The sequence below is a fragment of the Streptomyces sp. MNU76 genome (assembly GCF_020982545.1).
Taxonomy (GTDB): Bacteria; Actinomycetota; Actinomycetes; order Streptomycetales; family Streptomycetaceae; genus Streptomyces.
In genome coordinates, this window is the sequence record NZ_JAJKLK010000027.1 from 12,631 (window position 1) to 30,717 (window position 18,087).

At 73.7% G+C, this 18,087-nt stretch carries 14 protein-coding genes and 3 pseudogenes; 6 read left to right on the forward strand and 11 right to left on the reverse strand.

Annotated elements, in window-relative coordinates; genetic code table 11:
• Window positions 1-12: 12 nt before the first annotated feature.
• The 3 genes and pseudogenes from E4N62_RS41815 to E4N62_RS49920 all read right to left on the reverse strand — a co-directional run bounded on the left by E4N62_RS41815 (window position 13) and on the right by E4N62_RS49920 (window position 3,486).
• Window positions 13-1,806 carry an ABC transporter substrate-binding protein gene (locus tag E4N62_RS41815; protein ID WP_230223269.1) on the reverse strand — a complete coding sequence of 598 codons (1,794 nt, stop codon included), beginning with the start codon at window positions 1,804-1,806 and terminating at the stop codon, window positions 13-15.
• Window positions 1,807-1,861: 55 nt separating this feature from the next.
• Window positions 1,862-2,293, reverse strand: a pseudogene (locus E4N62_RS41820) (protein kinase); the annotation flags it as partial.
• The gene (locus E4N62_RS49920; protein ID WP_374117211.1) at window positions 2,293-3,486 is read right to left on the reverse strand and encodes a branched-chain amino acid ABC transporter substrate-binding protein; all 1,194 of its coding nucleotides are present in this window, start codon (window positions 3,484-3,486) and stop codon (window positions 2,293-2,295) included. The pseudogene E4N62_RS41820 and the gene E4N62_RS49920, both read right to left, overlap by 1 nt.
• A 108-nt stretch (window positions 3,487-3,594) precedes the next feature.
• Between E4N62_RS49920 and E4N62_RS49925 the strand changes: the two genes are divergently transcribed.
• Window positions 3,595-3,990, forward strand: coding sequence for a hypothetical protein (locus E4N62_RS49925; RefSeq protein ID WP_374117212.1), 396 nt, complete (start codon window positions 3,595-3,597; stop codon window positions 3,988-3,990).
• Here the strand turns inward: E4N62_RS49925 and E4N62_RS49930 are convergent.
• Both E4N62_RS49930 and E4N62_RS41830 read right to left on the reverse strand, forming a co-directional pair.
• Window positions 3,924-4,661, reverse strand: a pseudogene (locus E4N62_RS49930) (serine/threonine-protein kinase); the annotation flags it as partial. The gene E4N62_RS49925 and the pseudogene E4N62_RS49930 overlap by 67 nt on opposite strands.
• Window positions 4,661-5,293 carry a hypothetical protein gene (locus tag E4N62_RS41830; RefSeq protein WP_230223271.1) on the reverse strand — a complete coding sequence of 211 codons (633 nt, stop codon included), beginning with the start codon at window positions 5,291-5,293 and terminating at the stop codon, window positions 4,661-4,663. The gene E4N62_RS41830 and the pseudogene E4N62_RS49930, both read right to left, overlap by 1 nt.
• Before the next feature lie 386 nt (window positions 5,294-5,679).
• Here E4N62_RS41830 and E4N62_RS41835 point away from each other — a divergent pair, with 386 nt between their 5' ends.
• Both E4N62_RS41835 and E4N62_RS41840 read left to right on the forward strand, forming a co-directional pair.
• Window positions 5,680-7,233, forward strand: a complete 1,554-nt coding sequence (locus E4N62_RS41835) for an NAD(P)/FAD-dependent oxidoreductase (RefSeq protein WP_268270440.1) — start codon at window positions 5,680-5,682, stop codon at window positions 7,231-7,233.
• Entirely contained in the window at window positions 7,230-7,652 is a 423-nt protein-coding gene (locus tag E4N62_RS41840; protein WP_230223275.1) for a hypothetical protein, read from the forward strand. The genes E4N62_RS41835 and E4N62_RS41840 overlap by 4 nt, the downstream gene beginning before the upstream one ends.
• A 715-nt stretch (window positions 7,653-8,367) precedes the next feature.
• Here the strand turns inward: E4N62_RS41840 and E4N62_RS41845 are convergent.
• A complete protein-coding gene (locus E4N62_RS41845; RefSeq protein ID WP_268270441.1) occupies window positions 8,368-9,567 on the reverse strand; it encodes a helix-turn-helix domain-containing protein in 1,200 nt (399 codons plus the stop codon).
• A gap of 150 nt (window positions 9,568-9,717) precedes the next feature.
• Between E4N62_RS41845 and E4N62_RS41850 the strand changes: the two genes are divergently transcribed.
• Together E4N62_RS41850 and E4N62_RS41855 are read left to right on the forward strand one after the other, a co-directional pair.
• Window positions 9,718-11,205, forward strand: a complete 1,488-nt coding sequence (locus E4N62_RS41850) for a long-chain fatty acid--CoA ligase (protein ID WP_230223277.1) — start codon at window positions 9,718-9,720, stop codon at window positions 11,203-11,205.
• Between the two features lie 118 nt (window positions 11,206-11,323).
• Window positions 11,324-11,521: a hypothetical protein gene (locus tag E4N62_RS41855; protein ID WP_230223279.1), complete on the forward strand. Its 198-nt coding sequence runs from the start codon at window positions 11,324-11,326 to the stop codon at window positions 11,519-11,521.
• Between the two features lie 18 nt (window positions 11,522-11,539).
• Here the strand turns inward: E4N62_RS41855 and E4N62_RS41860 are convergent, their stop codons facing one another.
• Window positions 11,540-11,881, reverse strand: a complete 342-nt coding sequence (locus E4N62_RS41860) for a VOC family protein (protein ID WP_184902913.1) — start codon at window positions 11,879-11,881, stop codon at window positions 11,540-11,542.
• Between the two features lie 169 nt (window positions 11,882-12,050).
• A pseudogene (locus E4N62_RS41865) lies at window positions 12,051-12,299 on the reverse strand (hypothetical protein); the annotation flags it as partial.
• Between the two features lie 377 nt (window positions 12,300-12,676).
• Here E4N62_RS41865 and E4N62_RS41870 point away from each other — a divergent pair.
• Window positions 12,677-14,293 (forward strand): hypothetical protein, encoded by a 1,617-nt coding sequence (locus E4N62_RS41870; protein WP_230223281.1) that lies wholly within the window; start codon window positions 12,677-12,679, stop codon window positions 14,291-14,293.
• A 52-nt stretch (window positions 14,294-14,345) separates the two neighbouring features.
• Here E4N62_RS41870 and E4N62_RS41875 read toward each other — a convergent pair whose 3' ends face one another.
• The 3 genes from E4N62_RS41875 to E4N62_RS41885 all read right to left on the reverse strand — a co-directional run bounded on the left by E4N62_RS41875 (window position 14,346) and on the right by E4N62_RS41885 (window position 18,058).
• Window positions 14,346-15,860, reverse strand: coding sequence for a DEAD/DEAH box helicase (locus E4N62_RS41875; RefSeq protein ID WP_230223284.1), 1,515 nt, complete (start codon window positions 15,858-15,860; stop codon window positions 14,346-14,348).
• Between the two features lie 66 nt (window positions 15,861-15,926).
• Window positions 15,927-16,847: an AAA family ATPase gene (locus E4N62_RS41880; RefSeq protein WP_230223286.1), complete on the reverse strand. Its 921-nt coding sequence runs from the start codon at window positions 16,845-16,847 to the stop codon at window positions 15,927-15,929.
• A 2-nt stretch (window positions 16,848-16,849) separates the two neighbouring features.
• The gene (locus tag E4N62_RS41885; protein ID WP_230223288.1) at window positions 16,850-18,058 is read right to left on the reverse strand and encodes a T4 RnlA family RNA ligase; all 1,209 of its coding nucleotides are present in this window, start codon (window positions 18,056-18,058) and stop codon (window positions 16,850-16,852) included.
• Window positions 18,059-18,087: the final 29 nt, after the last annotated feature.

Genomic DNA, 18,087 nt, shown 5'->3' on the forward strand with positions numbered 1-18,087 from the left:
CATGCATCCGTGTCATCCATCCGCCTGCTGGTACTGCCCGCGAAAGTCGAACTTCCCTTCGGCCACGCGGTACAGGAACAGCGCGTCGTGGTTGTATCCGTTGTCCGCGGTGTACACGACGGTCCGGCTGATGCCGGTGTACGACACCTCCCGCATACGCCGCACGATCGCGCCGCGCTCCCGCAGGGCCGTGCCCCCGCTCGCACACGCCTGGGCCAGGAACAGCACCGCGTCGTACGCCTCCGCCGCGTACGGGCCCGGCCGCTCCCCGTACCGGGCCTCGTACGCCTTGGTGAAGGAGCGGGCCGCCGGGACGGCCGTCGGATCGATGAAGGCGGTGGCGAGGACCCAGCCGTCGGCCGCCGGGCCCGCACGCTCCAGGAACCGTGTGCCGAAGGCCCGTTGGGTGGCGACCCGGGTACCGGAGAACCCGGCCTCGCGCAGGGCGGCGGCGAACGCGCCCGCCCGTTCCTGCCCTCCGCTGAACACGACCGCGTCCGAGCCGGACGCGACCACCCGCCGGGCGAGCGCGGTGTGGTCGAGCTTCCCGGCAGCGACACTCGTGACACTCGTGTCCCTGCCGTCGCGGCCGAGCGCCCGCTGGATGTAGTTGCAGAGCATCCAGGCGAAGTCGCCCTCGGCCCGGTCCTCGACCAGGAACACCTCGCGGGCGTCGGCCTCGCCCGTCAGATACGCGTTGCACGGGGCGGCGAGCAACTCGTCGCTCGGCGAGAGCTGCGCGTGCGAACGAAGCGTGGACAGACCGGTGTCCCTGACTTGGGAGGTCACCCCCACCGACACGGAGACGACGGGCAGCACGGCCTGCGTGTACACGGTCTCCGCGGCGAGGAAACAGGCGTCCGTGGTCGGTCCCAGCACCGCGAGGACCCGCCGGTCCTTCGCCAGCCGCGTCGCCCGGTCCAGGGTCCGGTCGGGCTCGCCTCCGTCGTCGTACGCGCGCAGCGTCAGCCGCAGCGGACGGTCGTCGTCGGCGTTCACGTGTGCGACGGCCAGCCGGGCGCCGTCGAACTGGGCCCGCCCGGTCTCCCCGGTCGCTCCGGACAGGTCGCCCTGGAAGGCCACGACGAGTTCGGCGCGCGGGCCGGACGAGGAGCCTCCCGCGCCGGTCTTCCGTTCGCCCCGGTTGCGCCACCACCACGCCCCGCCGCCGGCCGCGAAGAGCCCGGCAGCCGCCCCCGTGGAGCCGAGCGCCAGGAAACCGCGGCGACTCGCACCCCGCGCCCCCGCCCGTTCCTGCGTCGGAGCCTCGTCTGCCGGCCCTTTGAACGATGGCACCGTCACCATGTCCGGGTCCGCCGACGCCGGTGTGCATGCCGAAGCCGATGCCGAAGAGGGAGACGCCGAAGAGGGAGACCCCGGCGCGGTCACCCGGGTCGGCTCGATCGCCCCCATCGCCAGCACCGTCGCCGACCGCTCCGCGATCAGCCGGGTCACCGGCTCCGGCAGCCACCTCTCCCGGTCGGCCGGAACGGCCGCGTCGAGCGCCGCACCGACCTCGGCGGCGATCGGCCGGCGCGCCGGGTCCTTGTCCAGACACGCCCGGACGACCGGCTCCAGCGCCTGCGGGATCCCGGGGAGTTCCGGCTCGTCGTAGACCGTGCGCAGCAGCACCCCGGCGGCCGCGCCGGTGCCGAACGGCCGGACGCCGGTCGCGGCGAACGCCAGGACGCAGCCCAGTGAGAAGACATCGCTGGGCGGGCCGATCCCGGCGCCGCGCGCCCGCGCCTGTTCGGGCGACAGGAAACCGGGGGAGCCCACGATGACGCCGGTGGACGTGAGCGCCATGCCCTCCGGTGCGCGCGATTCCGAAGTCGATCAGGCGCGGACCGTCCGGGGCCAGCAGCACGTTGCCCGGCTTGACGTCGCGGTGCACCAGTCCCGCCCGGTGGACCGCGTCGAGAGCCTCGGCGAGCCGCGACCCCAACACGGACACCGGCCCGGGGGACCACGGCCCGTGCTCCTCCAGCGTCTCCAAGAGCGACGGGCCCGGGACGAACGGAGTCGCGAGCCACGGATCTTCTGCGTCGGCGTCCGCGCCCAGCAGGGGGACCACCCAGGGGCTCTCCACCTGCCGGGCCACCTCGATCTCCCGGCGGAACCGGGCCCGGAATCCCGCGTCGTCGGCGTGGGAGGCCCGCACGACCTTGACCGCGGCGAAAGCCCCGCCGGGGGCACGGGCCAGGAAGACGACGCCCATGCCACCGGCGCCGAGCCGCCGCAGCAGGCGGTAGTCGCCCAGCCGCGACGGATCGGCGGTGCGCAGCGGCTCCATCAGGCGGTCAGTGGCGCGGGGCCGGCGTACACGAACGCCCCGTCCGTCACGCGCCAGAGGTAGCCGCCGGTGCCGTCGATGACGGGCAGACCGTTCTTCTGGAAGCCGTACGTCCGGGTGACGCCCTGGTACTTGGCGGCCCGCAGCGCGGCAAGCAGTTCCTCGCGGCCACGGCTCTTTGCCGGGAGGTCCGCGAGGGAGGTGAGCACCATCGACGTCACGTCGTAGGCCTCCGCCGCGTACCGGGGCGGCGCCTTCTTCCACCGCTTGCGGTAGGCGGCCACGAACTTCTTCGCCTCGGGGACGTCCGACGGGTCGACGACCGGTGCGACGATCGTCCACCCGTCGGCGGCTTCCTTCGCAGCCGTGAGGAAACGGGCGTCGAGCAGGGCGGGTCCGGCGGCGCGGGCGCCGGTGAAACCGCGCTCGCGCAGCGTCCGGGCGAACGACGCGGCCCGGTCGGACAGTCCGGCGAAGGCGAACGAGTCGATGTCGGCGGCCAGCAGGTCGTCCACCGTGTCCCCGAAACCGGACCGCATGGTGCTCACCACACGGGGCACGTACGGCTGACCGGCCAGCCGCAGCTGCTTGCTCAGATTGGCGCTGACCTCCCAGCCGTAGTTGTCGGCCGCCCGGTCGACGACCACACCGACCCTGCGGGGCCGGGTGCTCCGCAGGAACGCGTCCATGTAGAACGGCAGCAAGGAGTCGGGCAGGCGGGCGTGCAGGAACGAACGGAAGCCCTGCACGGACAGGGAGATGGCGCCGGGGGACACCGCGAGCACGGGCAGCAGGGCGGCGTCGTAGGCCGCCAGCGCGGACTGCGCGGCCGCGTCCGTGGTCGGGCCGACCACGGCGAGGACGGCGGGATCGTCGGCGAGCCGTTTCGCCACCCGGGCGGACTCGGCCGGGTCGCCGGCGTCGTCCTCGGCCCGTACCTCCACCCGGAAGGGCGCGTCGCGTCGGGCGTTGAACTCCGCGACGGCGAGCCGCAGTCCGTTCTCCTGGGCCCTTCCGGTGTCCCGCGCGTCGCCGCTGAGGTCGCCGTGCAGCGCGACGGTGTAGGCGGGTCGCTTCGAGGAGGCGGACGCGGACGGCTTCCCGTCCCCCGAACCGCCGTCGTCCCGGCCCAGGGCCCACCAGGTCGCGCCGCCGCCCGCGGCGAGCAGCGCGCCCGCGCCGCCGAGGAGCACACGACGCCTCGCGGGGCCGCACGGGTGCCGGTGGCCGCGACGGGCACGGTGTCGGCGGAGCCGGAGCCGGAGCCGGGCGTCGCGGGATCGGGGGAGCCGGGGAGGCCGTTGTCCGGCACGGAGGCGGAGGCGGAGGCCGGTGCGGATTTCGTGGCGGTGTCCGCGCCGGAGGGGGCGGCGGAGATCTCGGTGCGGTCGATGTCCGGCAGCGCGAGCGCCTCGGTCGAGCGCCGGGCGATCAGCCGGACCACCTCGTCGGGCAGCCAGGACCCCAGGGGGGCACCGCTCGCGTCGGCGGGGGCAGCGGCGGGCTCGGCCGAGGCTTCGTCGGTGTCGGTGTCGGTGTCGGCGACGGTTTCGACGGCCCCCGCGGGCAGCAGCTCCCGTATCAGCTCCGCCACCTCGGGGCGGGCGGCCGGGTCCTTCGCCAGGCAGCGGGACAGCAGTTCGCCGAGCGGTGCCGGTACGCCGTCGAGGTCGGCCGGGTCGTGCACGGCCCGGTAGAGGAGGGCGTCGAGCGCCCCCGTACCGAACGGCGGCCGGCCCGTCGCCGCGAACGCCAGGACACAGCCGAGGGAGAACACATCGCTGGGCGCGCCGACGGCCAGGCCGCCACGCCCCTCGGCCTGCTCCGGGGAGAGGTAGCCGGGCGTACCGACGACGAGCCCCGTCGCGGTGAGTCCGCTGTCCTCGGGCGCCCTTGCTATGCCGAAGTCGATGAGCCGGGGCCCGTCCGGCGCCAGCAGGACGTTGCCGGGCTTGAGGTCCCGGTGGACCAGCCCCGCCCGGTGCACCTCGCCCAGTGCCTGCGCCAGCCGGCCGCCGAGGACCCGCAGCCCGTGCTCGCCGAGCGGTCCGTGCGCGGCCACGGCCTCGGCCAGGGAGGGGCCGGGCACGAACGCCGTCGCCAGCCACGGCGCCTCCGCGTCCGCGTCGGCGTCGATCAGCGGGACCGCCCAGGGACTGCTGACGCGCCGGGCCACCTCCACCTCGCGCCGGAACCGCTCCCGGAAACCCGTGTCCTCGGCGTACTCCGCCGCCAGCACCTTCAGGGCCACCAGCGAACCGGCCGACGTACGGGCGAGGTACACCACCCCCATGCCGCCGGCGCCGAGTCGGCCGAGCAGCCGGTGGTCGGCGATCCGCGCCGGGTCGGACGAACGCAGCCGTTCCATCAGCCCTCACCCCCGCCCAGTTCGTACCTCACCCGGTCGAGCATGGTGGTGGTGCCGCGCGTCATGAACTGCTCCAGTTCGGCCACGGTGTAGGCCTCGGCGCCCTTGATCGACACCGTCATGGTGACCGGCCCGAGCCGGGTCACCATCCACCGGTAGAACGCCTTGCCGGTGCCGGTGCCGGTGCCCGCACCGGTGAGATAGACGCCTGTCTCCAGGACCGAGTCGTCGGCGTAGTTGTTGCCGCGCATCCCGAGGGGGGTGCCCACGGACATCAGTTCCGCGATCCGCTCGTCGGCGCGCACCTGCTGCTCGGGGCAGCGCAGCGCCTCCTCCAAGGTCGCGGACACATGGTCGTCGGCATCGAGGACCGCCGTGTGCACCGTCACCGTCGCGGTCACCCGGACCGTGCCGCGCTTTCCGGTGCCGGGCAGTTGGCTGTACAGAGAGAGGGAGGCCAGTACGTCGTCGGGGAGCGCCGTGCGCTGCCACCGGCACTGGTCGTCGAGCAGCGCGATGGTTCCCTCGGCGCTGCGGGCGAGCGGCTGGGCCTCGAAGCCCGCGCCCCAGTCCTTCGGCCGCATCGCGACCGCCTCCGCCAGCGCGGCGCCGTCCTGCCTGGCGCGCGGCACGCGATCCGGGGCCGCCTCGAACGGTGTGGCGGACGCCGACGCCGTCGGCTCCGCGCCCTCCGCCGAGACCTCCCCGGACGCGGAAGCGGAAGGCGTCGCCGACCCGGACGCCGTGGGTTCGGACGTGTCCGCCCGCTCTGTCGCCCCCGCGCTGCACCCGCCGAGGAACACCGCCGCGGCGGCCCCCGACGCGGCGGCCCTCAGCCGCCAACCACCTCTTCGCCCAGCCCTTTTGTCGTCCAACACCCGCCCCCTCCACCGCGGTACCCCGTGTGTGACCGGTGATCGTACAGAGGTACGCATTCCCGGCGTGAGCGGTTCCCGCGAGTCTCTTCGCACACGCCCGAACCATTGACGCGGAGACTGAACTACCTCGCTCTGAACGGATGTTCAGAACAGATGTTCAGAACGCGCGCCGGACGGTGGTCGATCGTGGCGACGGTCGTCAACGCGCCCACGCCGATGTGGTGGTGATCGGCGGAGGAATGGCGGGCATGGCCACGGCGCTGCGCCTGCAACGGGCCGGTCTGTCCACGATCGTGCTGGAGGCACACGGCCACACGGGCGGCTGCGCCGGCTACTACCGCAAACGCGGGTTCTCCTTCGACTTCGCGACGACGCTGGTCGACTTCGGCCCAGGAGGCGTCGGCGGCGAACTCCTCGCCGCCGTCGGGATACCACCGCTGGCCGCCGAGCAACTCCCCCGCTACCGCGCTTATCTGCCGGACCGTCAGGTCGTGCTCCACCGCGACCGGGCCGCCTGGCACGCCGAACGGCTGAGTCGGCTCGGCGACAGTGCACGCCACCGCGCGTTCTGGAACCTGCTCGACGGGCTCGCCGACACGTTCTGGCGGGCCAGTCGGGCGGGCGTACGGCTGCCGATCCGGCGTCCCGCCGACGCCCTCCACGACCTCCGGGCGGTCGGCTGGTCCGGGCTCCCGTACGCCCGTCATCCGAACCGGACCCTGGGTGACGCGCTGCGCGACCACGGCCTGCGTACGGACGTCGCCCTGGTCGGACTGCTCGCCATACTGGTCGAGGACACCGTGCACACCGGGGTCGACGACGCGCCCCTCATCAACGCGGCGCTCGGGGTGACCATCCGGGGCGCGGGCCTCAGCGGACACCACGGCGGCATGCACGGGTTCTGGCGGGTGCTGGTGACCCGCTACCGGGAGCTGGGCGGCACACTGCGGACCGCCTCCCGTGTCTCGCGGGTCCGGGGCGTGTCCGGCGCCTTCGAGGTGATGACCCGTCAAGGACGTTTCCACGCCCGGCGGATCGTCTGCGCGGTACCGGCGGCCACCACCGCGACGATCTGCGCGGAGCTGCCGGTGGCCCGCCGGCTCCGTGGCTACCTGGAGCGCGACGCGGACTCCCTCGGCGGCGCGGTCGTCGCCTTCCTCGGGGTTTCTGAATCCGAGGTCGCTGAGCAGGAGTTGACACATCATCAACTGCTGGACTCGTACGACCGTCCCCTGGGCGACGGCAACAACATGTTCGTCCCCGTGTCCGCGCCGGGCGACACCCTCAGCGCACCGTCCGGCCATCGCGCCGTGATGCTCTCTACCCACACCGACCTCGCCGACTGGCGCGACCTCGACGCGGCGGAGTACGGACAGCGCAAGAAAGACGCCGGGCAACGGCTCCTCGCCCTCGCGCGGCGCGCGTACCCACGACTCGGCGAGCGCGCCGTCTTCGCCGAGACGGGGACACCCCACAGCTACGAGCGGTTCGGCTTCCGCCCGGAGGGCGCGGTCGGCGGTGTACGCCGGCGCCTCGCCAACACCAACCAGCACGCCGCACCGCACGATCTCGGCGGCCCCGGCCTGTGGCTGGTCGGCGACACGACCTGGCCCGGCCTCGGCACGGTCGCCTGCGTGCTGGGCAGTCGCATCGTCGCCGAAGGCCTGCCGAAGGAGAGGAGACGCGCGGGATGAACACGCCCGACAGCCCTGACGTGAACGGCTCGAACGACTTCAATGGCGCGAACGGCTCGGCCGGTGTGGCCAGTTCAGCCGGTCCAGCCGGTTCAGCCGGTTCGAGTGGCCGCCCTGAGAAGCCCCCGGCCCCGGGCCTGCCCACCCTCGCCGAACTCGGCGACGACCTGCTCGTCACCACGCGGCGGCAGCGGATCGTCGCGCTGGTCCGGCCGGGTGTCGGCGTCCTGCTGTTCGCGGGCGCGGTGTGGTTCGGCTGGTGGTGGCTGACGCCCCTGATCGTGTTCGGGATCTTCGTCGCGGTCGTGACCGTCACTCACGACGTCGTGCACCGCACGATCGGCCTGTCCCGCCCGGCCCGTCGGCCCGCCAGCGCTGTCCGCCGACCCGTCGATCCGCCAACCGTTCCTGGGGACTGAGCATGAGTGAGTCCGCCCAGCCGCACGCCCCGAACGGTCTTGGGCGTTCCCCCACTGCCTCAAGGGCGTGGGAGGTACCCCCAGGTCCCCGGCGTACTCAGCCCCGGGGCGGCGACACGCATCCTGTACGTGGTCCGGTCCCGGGAGGCCGGTTCCCTCACGACCTGGCCAGGTGGGTACGGACAGAGGGCGACGGAGAGGCCCCGGACCCTCTCTCCGGAGGAAAGGGGGCTCCGCACGCCGGCTCCGTTCCCGGTGTCCCGGATCGCCCGCTCACCGTAGCCCGAACAGCCCACACCGTCGCAAGCCCGGAAGTCGATCATCACACGATCGAGCTCATCCACCCTCGTACGCACTCCCCGGCAAGCAGCTGGCAACCCCCCGACCCGTCGGCCCGTGGATCCGCCGGCCGGTCGGTCCCCGTGCCCTGGCCGTAGCCCCGCGGGCCATGTCCTCCAGCAGGTGGTTCCGGCGGTCGAGCCGGCATCCGGTTGGCCCGCCTGTCCGGTGCCCCTGCCGCCGGCCGATCCGCCAGCCAGTCGACCCTCCGGCCGGCCGGTCTGCCTGCCCGCCGCTTCTACCCGCCGACCATGTCCTCCGGCTCGTCGACCCGCCAGCCCCGCCCGTCGGCCAGTCGGAACGCCGACCAGTCGGTCCGGCAGCCAGTCAGCCCCTCTGCCCGCCTGACCGGTGCCCCGGCCGCCCCTTCGCGCGCTCAGTTCACCTCGGTGGGTGGGTGTTCCGTCGGCTCCGTGCCCCGGTCGCGTACGGCCAGCAGGGCCGTGCCGATGTGTGCCAGCACTCGTGGGTCGGAGAGGGACCGGGACGTCAGCTCCTCGACGCGGCGCAACCGGTACCGCACGGTGTTGGGGTGCACGAACAGGCTCCGGGCCGCCGCCGTGGCCGAACCCGCGGCGGCGAACCAGTGCTCCAGGGTCCGCAGCAGACGCGCCCGCTCCGCGACAGGGAGGTCGAGCACGGGCCGCAGGACCACCTCCACCAGGTGCGCTGCCTCGGCCGGCGCGGCGGCGACCACCATGGCCAGCGGGTCGTCGTCGAACCGCGCCACACCCGGACCACCGTCCCGCAGCCCGGCCAGCGCGAGCCGGGCGAAGCGCAGCGCCTGCGGGGTGTCGCGCAGGGAGTGGAAGCTCGGGCTGACGCCCACCCGGGCGCGGGTGCGGCGCAGGACGCCCAGGAAGATGCCCTCGGCCGCCGCTGTGGGCAGGGCGATCAGACCGATCTGCTGGTCGGGCAACAGCCGCCAGGCAGAGGGGAGTTGAGCCTGGCGCAGCCCGGTCTCGACGCCCGCCAGCGGCTCCTCGCCCGGCGCGCCGGCCGCCGCCGCGGCGACCGCGTAGGGCCCCCGCTCGGGCAGCCCCAGCTCGCGGGCGGCCTCCCACAGCGTGGTCCGATCGGCGATGACACCCGTGAACAGCGCCTCCACCAGCGCCGACCGCCGGGCCTGAACCCGTGCGGTCAGCTCGGCCGCCGTCTCCCGGTAGGCCGCCGCGACCGCCTCCGCGTACAGACCGAACAGCGCCCAGATCTCCGCGGACTTCGCCACCAGCTGGTCGTCGGACACCTTCGGATGGGTACGCGCCTCCGCCACGATCTCCGTCCACAGCAGTTCGAAGCCGACCCGGTACGCGTGCAGGGTGTCCGCCAGCGGCACACCCTGCACGGCACGGACGCGCCCCGTCTCCCGCGCCGGGCTCGGGTCCGCGGTGGCACCCGCGCGGAGGTGGTTGAGGATCAGGTCCGCGTTGGCCGTGCACGAGCGGCGCAGCGAGTCGAAGGGGATCAGCGACTCGTCGTCGTAGGCGACGACGTCCGACCGGATGCGCCCCGCGATCCGCTCACCCAGTTCCGGCAGTCTGGAATGCAGCGCCGCTGCCACGCCCGAGATGTCCATCTCCGCAGCCTAACCGCCCTGTTTTGTTCCCCCGGACAACACGGGGCGGCAGGCGCTGTCGTACGGCCCATAGGCCGCCGCCGCGTGTGGCAGCACGATGTCGGGCAGGTGAACGGCGGATTTCGACGGCGACTTTCGTGGAGGCGGGGCATGGCCAATCTGGCGGAGTACCTGGTGGAGACGGCACAGCGGCAGCCGGGGCGTCCCGCGCTGCGCCTGGGCGACCAGGTGACCGGCTACGCGGAGCTGGACGAGCGCAGTGCCCGCGCCGCCGCGCTGCTGAGGGCCGAGGGTGTACGGCCGGGGGACCGCGTCGCCCTGATGCTGCCGAACGTGCCCGAGTTCGTCGTCCTGTACTACGGCGTGCTGCGCGCCGGAGGCGTCGTCGTCCCCATGAACCCGCTGCTGAAGACGCGGGAGACCGCGTACCACCTGACCGATTCCGGGGCGGTGCTGCTGTTCGAATGGCATCAGGCGCCGGGCGAGGGCGCGCGGGGCGCGGCCGACGCCGGTGTACGGCACACCGCCGTCGAGCCCGCGGCGTTCGCACGGGCGCTGGCCGGACACGAGCCGCTGCCCGGCGTGGCCGAGACGGCGGACGACGACGTGGCCGTGCTGCTGTACACCTCCGGCACCACCGGCCGCCCCAAGGGCGCCACGCTCACCCACGGCGGACTGCGGCACAACACCGAGGTCAACACGGTCCATGTGCAGCGGATGACACCGCGGGACGTGGTGGTGGGCTGTCTGCCGCTGTTCCACATCTTCGGCCAGATCTGCACCATGAGCGTGGCCGTGCGGGCCGGCGCCTCGCTCACCCTCATCCCCCGCTTCGAGCCGCAGGCCGTGCTGGAGGCCATCGCGCGGGACGGGGCCACGGTCTTCGAGGGTGTACCGACGATGTACGCGGCGCTGCTCCAGCATCCGGCGCGGACCGACGTGTCGACGCTGCGGATGTGCGTCTCCGGTGGAGCCTCGCTGCCGGTGGAGATCCTGCACGGCTTCGAACGGCGCTTCGGTTGCGCGGTGCTGGAGGGCTTCGGCATGTCCGAGACCAGCCCGGTGGTCACCTTCAACCACCCCGACCGACCCCGCAAGGCGGGCTCCATCGGCACCCCGATCCAGGACGTGGAGGTGCGACTGCTGGACGACAAGGGCCAGGACGTCGAGCCCGGCGAGGTGGGTGAACTGGCCGTGCGGGGGCCGAACGTGATGAAGGGGTACTGGAACCGGCCCGAGGAGACGGCGGCCGCGATCCCGGACGGCTGGCTGCGCAGCGGCGACCTCGCGCGGCAGGACGAGGACGGCTATCTGTACATCGTCGACCGCAAGAAGGACATGATCATCCGCGGGGGCTACAACGTCTACCCGCGTGAGATCGAGGAGGCCCTGCACGAGCACCCGGCCGTCGCCCTGGCCGCCGTCGTCGGGGTGCCGCACGACCACCTGGGCGAGGAGATCGGTGCCGCGGTCGTCCTGCGGCCCGGCGCCCGTGCCACCCCCGACGAGCTGAGGGAGTTCGTCAAGGACCGGGTCGCCGCGTACAAGTACCCGCGCGAGGTGTGGCTCATGGAAACCCTGCCGACCGGCCCCAGCGGCAAGATCCTCAAGCGGGAGATCACCGTACCGACGGGATGACACAACTCCTCTTTCAGGCAAGGGACGTGGGATGCCGAACACCTGTTCGTGCGCCACGCTGCCCCTGGGGGCCGCGCCGTCCCCGAGGCGGTCGGCCCGCGGGCGGGAGGACCCGGCCGTGCGCCGCCGCCTTCCGCGCCCGGTACGGGGGTTCGCGCCCGGCCTCTGGGCGGCCTGGGCGTACGACGCCGTCCGGTTCGCCGCCCGGGGCCTCGCCACCGTCGGTGACGACAGCGGCGGGTTCCTGTTCCGGGTGACCGGGGGGGGAGCGCCCCGGTTCGTGGCGCGCTCCGACGACATCGGGAAGAAGACATGAGGCCCTCGTCCGGACGGCTCAGAGCGGACCGCCGCCGAGCCCGATCTCGTTCCCGTCCGGGTCGTGGTACGTGAACTTGCGGACGCCGTTGGCATAGGTCTCGCGGCTGCTGGGCTCCAGCCCCCGCCCGGTGATCCCGGCGACCCGGGCGTCGAGGTCGTCCACGAAGACGGTGTGCAGCGCGTGGCCGGCCCGTCCGGGCCGGTGCTCGATGTACACATAGCGGTGCTCCGCCAGCTCCCACACCGCCTCCGTGTCGTTCGGGAAGAACGTCGGTGGGGAGCCCAGCAGGCGCTCGTACCAGGAGAGCGCCGCTGTGTAGTCGTTCACCGGGATACCTGCGAAGAGGACGACGGCCATGCAGCCATCGTAGGGGGCGACGGCTCGGACGGGACGTACGTGATCATGCCGCGGCCCCGCCCGGTGGCGTCGACGGCGGGCGCACCGAGCGGGTCCCGTGCCGGTCACGGCCGGTGGAGAGCCCTGCGGTGAAGGAAGTTGGCTGCTTGCGCGCAGACGCTCCTCGCGCTCAGCCCGCCGCTCTGCGGACGAGCTCGACGATCCGTGTCTCCGTCTCGTCCGTCAGCTCCGTCAGGGCGTACGTGGTCGGCCACAGGGTGCCCTCGTCGAGGTGCGCCTGGTCACTGAAGCCGAGGGTGGCGTACCGGCTCTTGAACTTCTGCGCACTCTGGAAGAAGCAGACGACCTTGCTGTTCCTCGCGTAAGCGGGCATGCCATACCAGAGCCTCGGCGCGAGGTCGGGCGCGGCCCCGGCGACGGGGGCAGCTGGGGCAGCTGGGGTGGCTGGGGTGGCCGGGGTGCTGGGGGCAGCGGGTCCGCTCGGGATGTCGGGGACTGAGGGGAGGTCGGGGAAGCTCGGGATGCCGGGGACAGTGGGGACACTCGCGAGGCTGGGGAAGGCGGGGACGTTCAGGATGCCGGGGACGCCTGGGGCGCTGGAGACAGCGGGGAAGCCTGGGAGGCCGGGGACAGTGGGGACACTCGCGAGGCCGGGGATGCCGGGACGTTCAGGAGGCCAGGGAGGCCAGGGAGGCCAGGGCTGCCGGGGACCCGAGGGGTACCGGAGACGCCGGGCACAGCGGGGACGCTCGGGACGCCGGGGAGACTGGAGACGCCGGGGGCGCCCGACAGGGCATGCGGACGGGGGACGCGGCCGGTGTCTTCGGCGGTGTGGCCGCGGCCGTAGGCCGGGTCGGTCTCGCCGCGCCGGCCGCTGGCGCCGGTGAGGCCCTGCGCGTTCTCGGGGCGGAGCCGGCCGCCGAGATCGCCGGTGTCGCTGGAGGAGGTGGTGACGGCGTCGGCGCGGACCACGGGGCCGCGGACACTGCCGGCGCGGCGGCGCGCGCGGCCGGTGCCGCCGCCGCTGCCGCAGCCCTGCGCGAGGCCGCCGGGGTCGCCGGATGCCGGCGGCTCGGCGATGACATGTACCGCCTGCACCGCGCGGCCGCCGAGGCGGCCCGCCGGGCGGGCGATCGCATCGGCTCGGCCCGCGACCTGGCAGCCGCCGCCACCGTCGCGTACCGCTTCTCCAGCGAGTTCGCCCAGCTCCCCACACCGGACGAGGCGACCGCCCTGCTCACCGCGGCTCGCGAACTCTCCAGCGCCACGAAACTGCCGCCCGGCGCCGCCGGTCATGCGTCGCACGATCCGTCGGCCTCCCCGTCGCCCGGCCCGGCCGCCGAGCCTCCGGTCACGGGTGCGGCCGCTGCCATCGCTCTCGCCGAAGCCGCCGTGGTCGTGGACGCCTTCGGGGCCGTTCAGGGGGACGTGGACAACAGTGCGCGGGAGACCGTCCGTCATGCCGAGCGGGCCGTCCGGCTGGCTCGGTGCGCGGGGGACCCGGTCGCCGAGTCCGCCGCTCTCGACGCGCTGTCCGGGGCCCGGACCTGGGCCGGTGACCCGTTCGGCGCGGCCGAGGCCGCCCGGCGTCGGATCGACGTCCTGGCCCTCGCGCCACCCACCCCGGCCGCCACGCAGGAACGGATGGACGCCCTCGCCATGGCCGCCGGCACCGCCCTCGGCGTCGGCGAGCTGGCGCAGGCCCGCCGATGGGGCGGGCAGCTCGCCGGCCACCCGCTGTTCGCCGAGGTGGCCCACCACGCCACGTCCTGGCTGATGGTCGCGGACGCGTTCGCGGGCCACGGCAGGGACGTGCTCAGCGGCAGCGAACGGTACCTCGACTCCTGGCGCAGGAGCGGCCGTCAGCGGTCGTTCTCGCTCGGCCCCGCCGCCGCGGCCGTCGCGATGATCCACGGACTGCGCGGCGACCACGACGCACGGTCGGCCTGGCTGACGACCGTCGAGGAGGCCGGTACGGCGGCGGAGCACCACCACGGCTACGGCGCGGTCTTCGACGCCATGGTCCTGCTCCACCACGGTGACCCGGAGGCGGCCCTGGCCCGCGTGGCACCGGAACCGGACGAGGTGTGGAAGTGGGTCTCCTGGATCTGGCACCACTGGTACGTGGGCCTGCGCGCCGAGGCCTCGGTCCTCTCCGGCCACCCGGAGGCCCGCGCGCGGGTCGCCGCCGCCCGGCGAACGGTCGCCGGCAACCCGGTCGTCACCGCCCAACTGGACCGGGCGCAGGCGCTCCTGGACGGTGACCTGCCCGGTCGGCTCGCCGCCGCGAAGGCGTGCGACGCGGCGGGCTGCCCCTATCAGTCGGCCCGCACCCTCCTCCTGGCCGGAGGCGACCACACCGCCACCGGCAGGCAAGCCCTCACCGCCCTCGGCCTCGCCCCCGGCTCCTGAGCGAGCCGGTCCGTCCACGGCCCGCTCACCTCGGCCGAGCGGTGCGCGGGTGTCAGCGCCCCTTGCGCACCCGGGCGGCCGCGCGGGCCTCCGCCGCCTTCCGGGCCTCGGCGGCCTTGCGCGACTCCTTCGCGGGGCGCCCCGGCCGGGTGCCGAGGCCCCGGAAGGGCGCGTTGCCGCCGTTGGACTTCGTCCCGGCCGGTGGCCGCTTCGCCCCGGTGATGTCGGTCAACCGCGCCTCGCCGGACCGCACTTGGGTGACCGTCGGCCGGATCTTGGCCTCGGACATCATCCGGTTGACGTCGCGCCGCTGGTTGGGGGTGACCAGGGTGACCACCTTCCCGGACTCCCCGGCGCGCGCGGTGCGTCCGCCGCGGTGCAGATAGTCCTTGGCGTCGGCGGGCGGGTCCACGTTGACGACGAGGTCGAGCGCGTCGATGTGAATGCCCCGGGCCGCGACGTTGGTGGCCACCAGCACGGTGACCGCGCCGTCCTTGAACTGCCCGAGCGTGTGCGTGCGTTGGGGCTGCGACTTGCCGCTGTGCAGGGCGGCGGCCCGTACGCCGCTGGCCCGCAGATGGCGGGTGAACTGGTCCACCCCGGCCTTGGTCTCGAGGAACATCAGCACCCGGCCGTCCCGGGCGGCGATCTCGGTCGCCGTCGCGTACTTGTCGGCTGGGTGGATGTTCAGCACATGGTGTTCCATCGTGGTGACCGAGCCGGCGACCCGGTCGACCGAGGCGAGCACCGGATCGTGCAGATGGCCGCGCACCAGCTGGTCGACGTCACGGTCGAGGGTGGCGGAGAACAGCAGTCGCTGCCCGTCGGGCCGGACCTGGTCCAGGATCTCCGACACCTGCGGCAGGAATCCCAGGTCGCACATCTGGTCCGCCTCGTCCAGCACCGTGATCCGGACCCGGTCGAGGTGGCAGTCCCGACGGGACACCAGGTCGGCCAGCCGCCCCGGTGTCGCGACGACCACCTCGGCACCGGACCGCAGCAGCGCCTGCTGCTTGTTGATCGACAGCCCGCCGACCACCGTCGCCAGCCGCACCCCCAGGGTCCGCGCGTACGGCGTCAGCGCGTCGTCCACCTGCTGCGCGAGTTCCCGGGTCGGGACCAGAACGAGCGCGAGGGGCCGCTTCGACTCCGCCCGCAGCCCCGCCGTCCGGACCAGGAGCGCGAGCCCGAACGCCAGCGTCTTGCCCGAACCGGTCCGGGCCCGGCCGAGGACGTCACGGCCGGCCAGCGCGTTCGGCAGGGTCGCCGCCTGGATCGGGAAGGGCTCGCGCACCCCGAGCTCGGTCATGGTCCGCAGCAGCTCCGGCGGCAGCCCGAGCGTGTCGAAGGACTCGGCCGGCGGCAGATCCCGGGACGCCGTCTCCGGCGTCGCGGACTCGCCCGCCGACTCGGTGGTGTGCAGGGGTGCGTCGGTGGGGGAGAGCCCGGGGGCCGAGGACGACGGCTGCGCGGTCAAAAGGGAACCCTTCCTGGTGTGGTCGCCCGGAACGCGCCGGGGCCCGTACCCCTTGGTACGGGCCCCGGCGGTGTCGAAGCGTGCCCCCATTTTACCAGCGGACGCCCACGGGCCGACCGGCCCGCTCACCCCCGCCCCGGCGGCCGGTGGCGCGGCCTAGAAGTTGCCGTAGTTGACCTGCCAGGTCGGCAGCCCCATCCGCCGCCACACGGCGACGACCCGGTCCCGGTCGTCGAGCGAGACCCGTACGGCGAAACGGTGCCGCACATGCCGGTCGAACAGCTCCGCCTTCACCACGTCGTCGCGACGCTGGTCACCGGCCGCCCGCATCCACAGCTCGTCGTACGGCACCTCATGTGCGCGCAGCCACGCCTCCGTCCGGTCCCGGTGCTCCTCCCCGCGCCCGGACAGCAGGACGATCACATCACTGTCGGCGCCGCGGAACGAACGCAGCGCGCCGCGCACCGACACGTTGAGCAGGTCCTCCTCGCAGCGCGTGAAGTCGTACGCGCCCCGGTCGCCGCGCAGGGCGAGTGTGCCGTCGATGTCGCACATGACCGCCGAGGGCAGCGCCGGGTCGGCGGTGTACGGCTCGACGGCGGGTTCGTCGTTCAGCCACTCCGCCGTGAGCCGCCAGCCGCCCCTGCGGGACTTCTCGTGCTTGTCGGCGAGGATCCGGATGATCTCCTCACCGACCGGCCGCTCCCGCGCGGCGTCCCGCCGCAGGCACTCCTCCACCGGCACGTCGGTGAAGTCGTGCACGACGAACGTGGCCAGCCCCGCCACGGCCGCCTTCAGCCGCTTGGGGATGTGCGGCGTCATGTGCGTGTTGTCCACGACGACGTCGAAACCGCCGTCGACGGCCGCCCGTACCGCCGCGTCCTGGATCGCCAGCACGGTCTGCTCGTGCGCGTACGACCGGCGCTCGGCGCCCTCGGGCAGCGGGACGTCGAGCATCTGCCGCAGATCGTCGAGGTTGACGCGACGCATCCGGCCCCCGGACTCCGCCTGCAGCTCGCGCGCGGCCGTCGTCTTTCCCGAGGCGGGCAGCCCCGTCATGACGTGTACCACGGGCACGGTCAGTTCTCCTCGTCGTTCTTGAAGGGGTCGGACGCCTCCGGCCGGGTGGACCGGTACGTCACGAGGACGGTCGAACGCCCGTCCAGGCGCTGGAACATGGCGGGGCGCACGGCCGCGTCGGGCAGGTCCCGCACCGCGCGGGCGAACGCGCTCCGGTCGCCCGCGAGATGCGCGAGCGACCGGAACGCCTCGTCGATCGCCCGCTCACGGTCCTCGACCTGCTTCTCGATGCCCGCGACGACCCCGCGCACCCAGGCGTCGAACTCGTCGGGCACCTGCTCCAGCAGCGCGTCCAGGGGCCGGCCGCCGGACGCGGCGACGTCCTCGGGGGAGCAGTTCAGCGCCTGCGCCACCTGCTTGGCGGGCAGGCCGGCGAACCGCTGGATGCCGTGACCGCGCCAGATGTCCCGCTCGGTCACCCCGGTCAGCACCTTGTGCAGCCGCACGTACTCCGCGTACTTGGCCTTGGCCCGTACACCCGAGGCGAAGCGCAGCACGTAGCCCTCCGCGTCGGTGCCCGTGGCCGGCAGGCCGCCCGGCAGCCGGTTGCCGTCCGTCATCGCCAGCAGCTCGGCGAGCGGCACGGCGGGGCGCACGGTGACGACCGAGCCGATGCCCCGCCACCCCACGGCGGCCTCCGCCAGGGCGACTTCGGTGCCGTCCTTGGCGAACGCGGCCAGCAGCACCACGTCCCGACGGTCGCCGTAGTCGACGACGATCCGGTTCTCCGGGTACAGGATCTCGGCCAGGTAGGTCACCCCGGGCACGAGGCCGGACGTGTCCTTCGCGTCCAGCAGTCGCTGCGCCCAGGTGGCCTGCACGCTCACGAACGACCCCTTGGACGCGACCCGCCACCGGCCGGCGTAGTGGAACACCACCGCCAGGCTGCCGTCGACCTTGTCGTACACCTCGAACGGCTCGTCCGGGAGGCTCGGGGCGTAGGGCTGACCGGCCTCGTGCTCACCGACGTTGAAGAACTTCGGCAGCGGCAGCGCGACGATCTCCCCGGTACTGTCGTCGGCCACGAGGCCCCGGCACCGCGTGGTCACCCGGTTCCACACCCGCTCGTACTGGCATGTCCTCGTGTAGGTGTAGATGGACAGCGGCAGTTCCGGGTGCGACTTGCGCGTGACGTGCCCCGCTTCTAGCGCCGTCGCGAGCTCGTCCGGCGGCAGCAGCCCGTGAAGAGTCAGGTGGGCCCGGCTCATGTGTTCCTCCCCTTGATGGCCCCTGATTG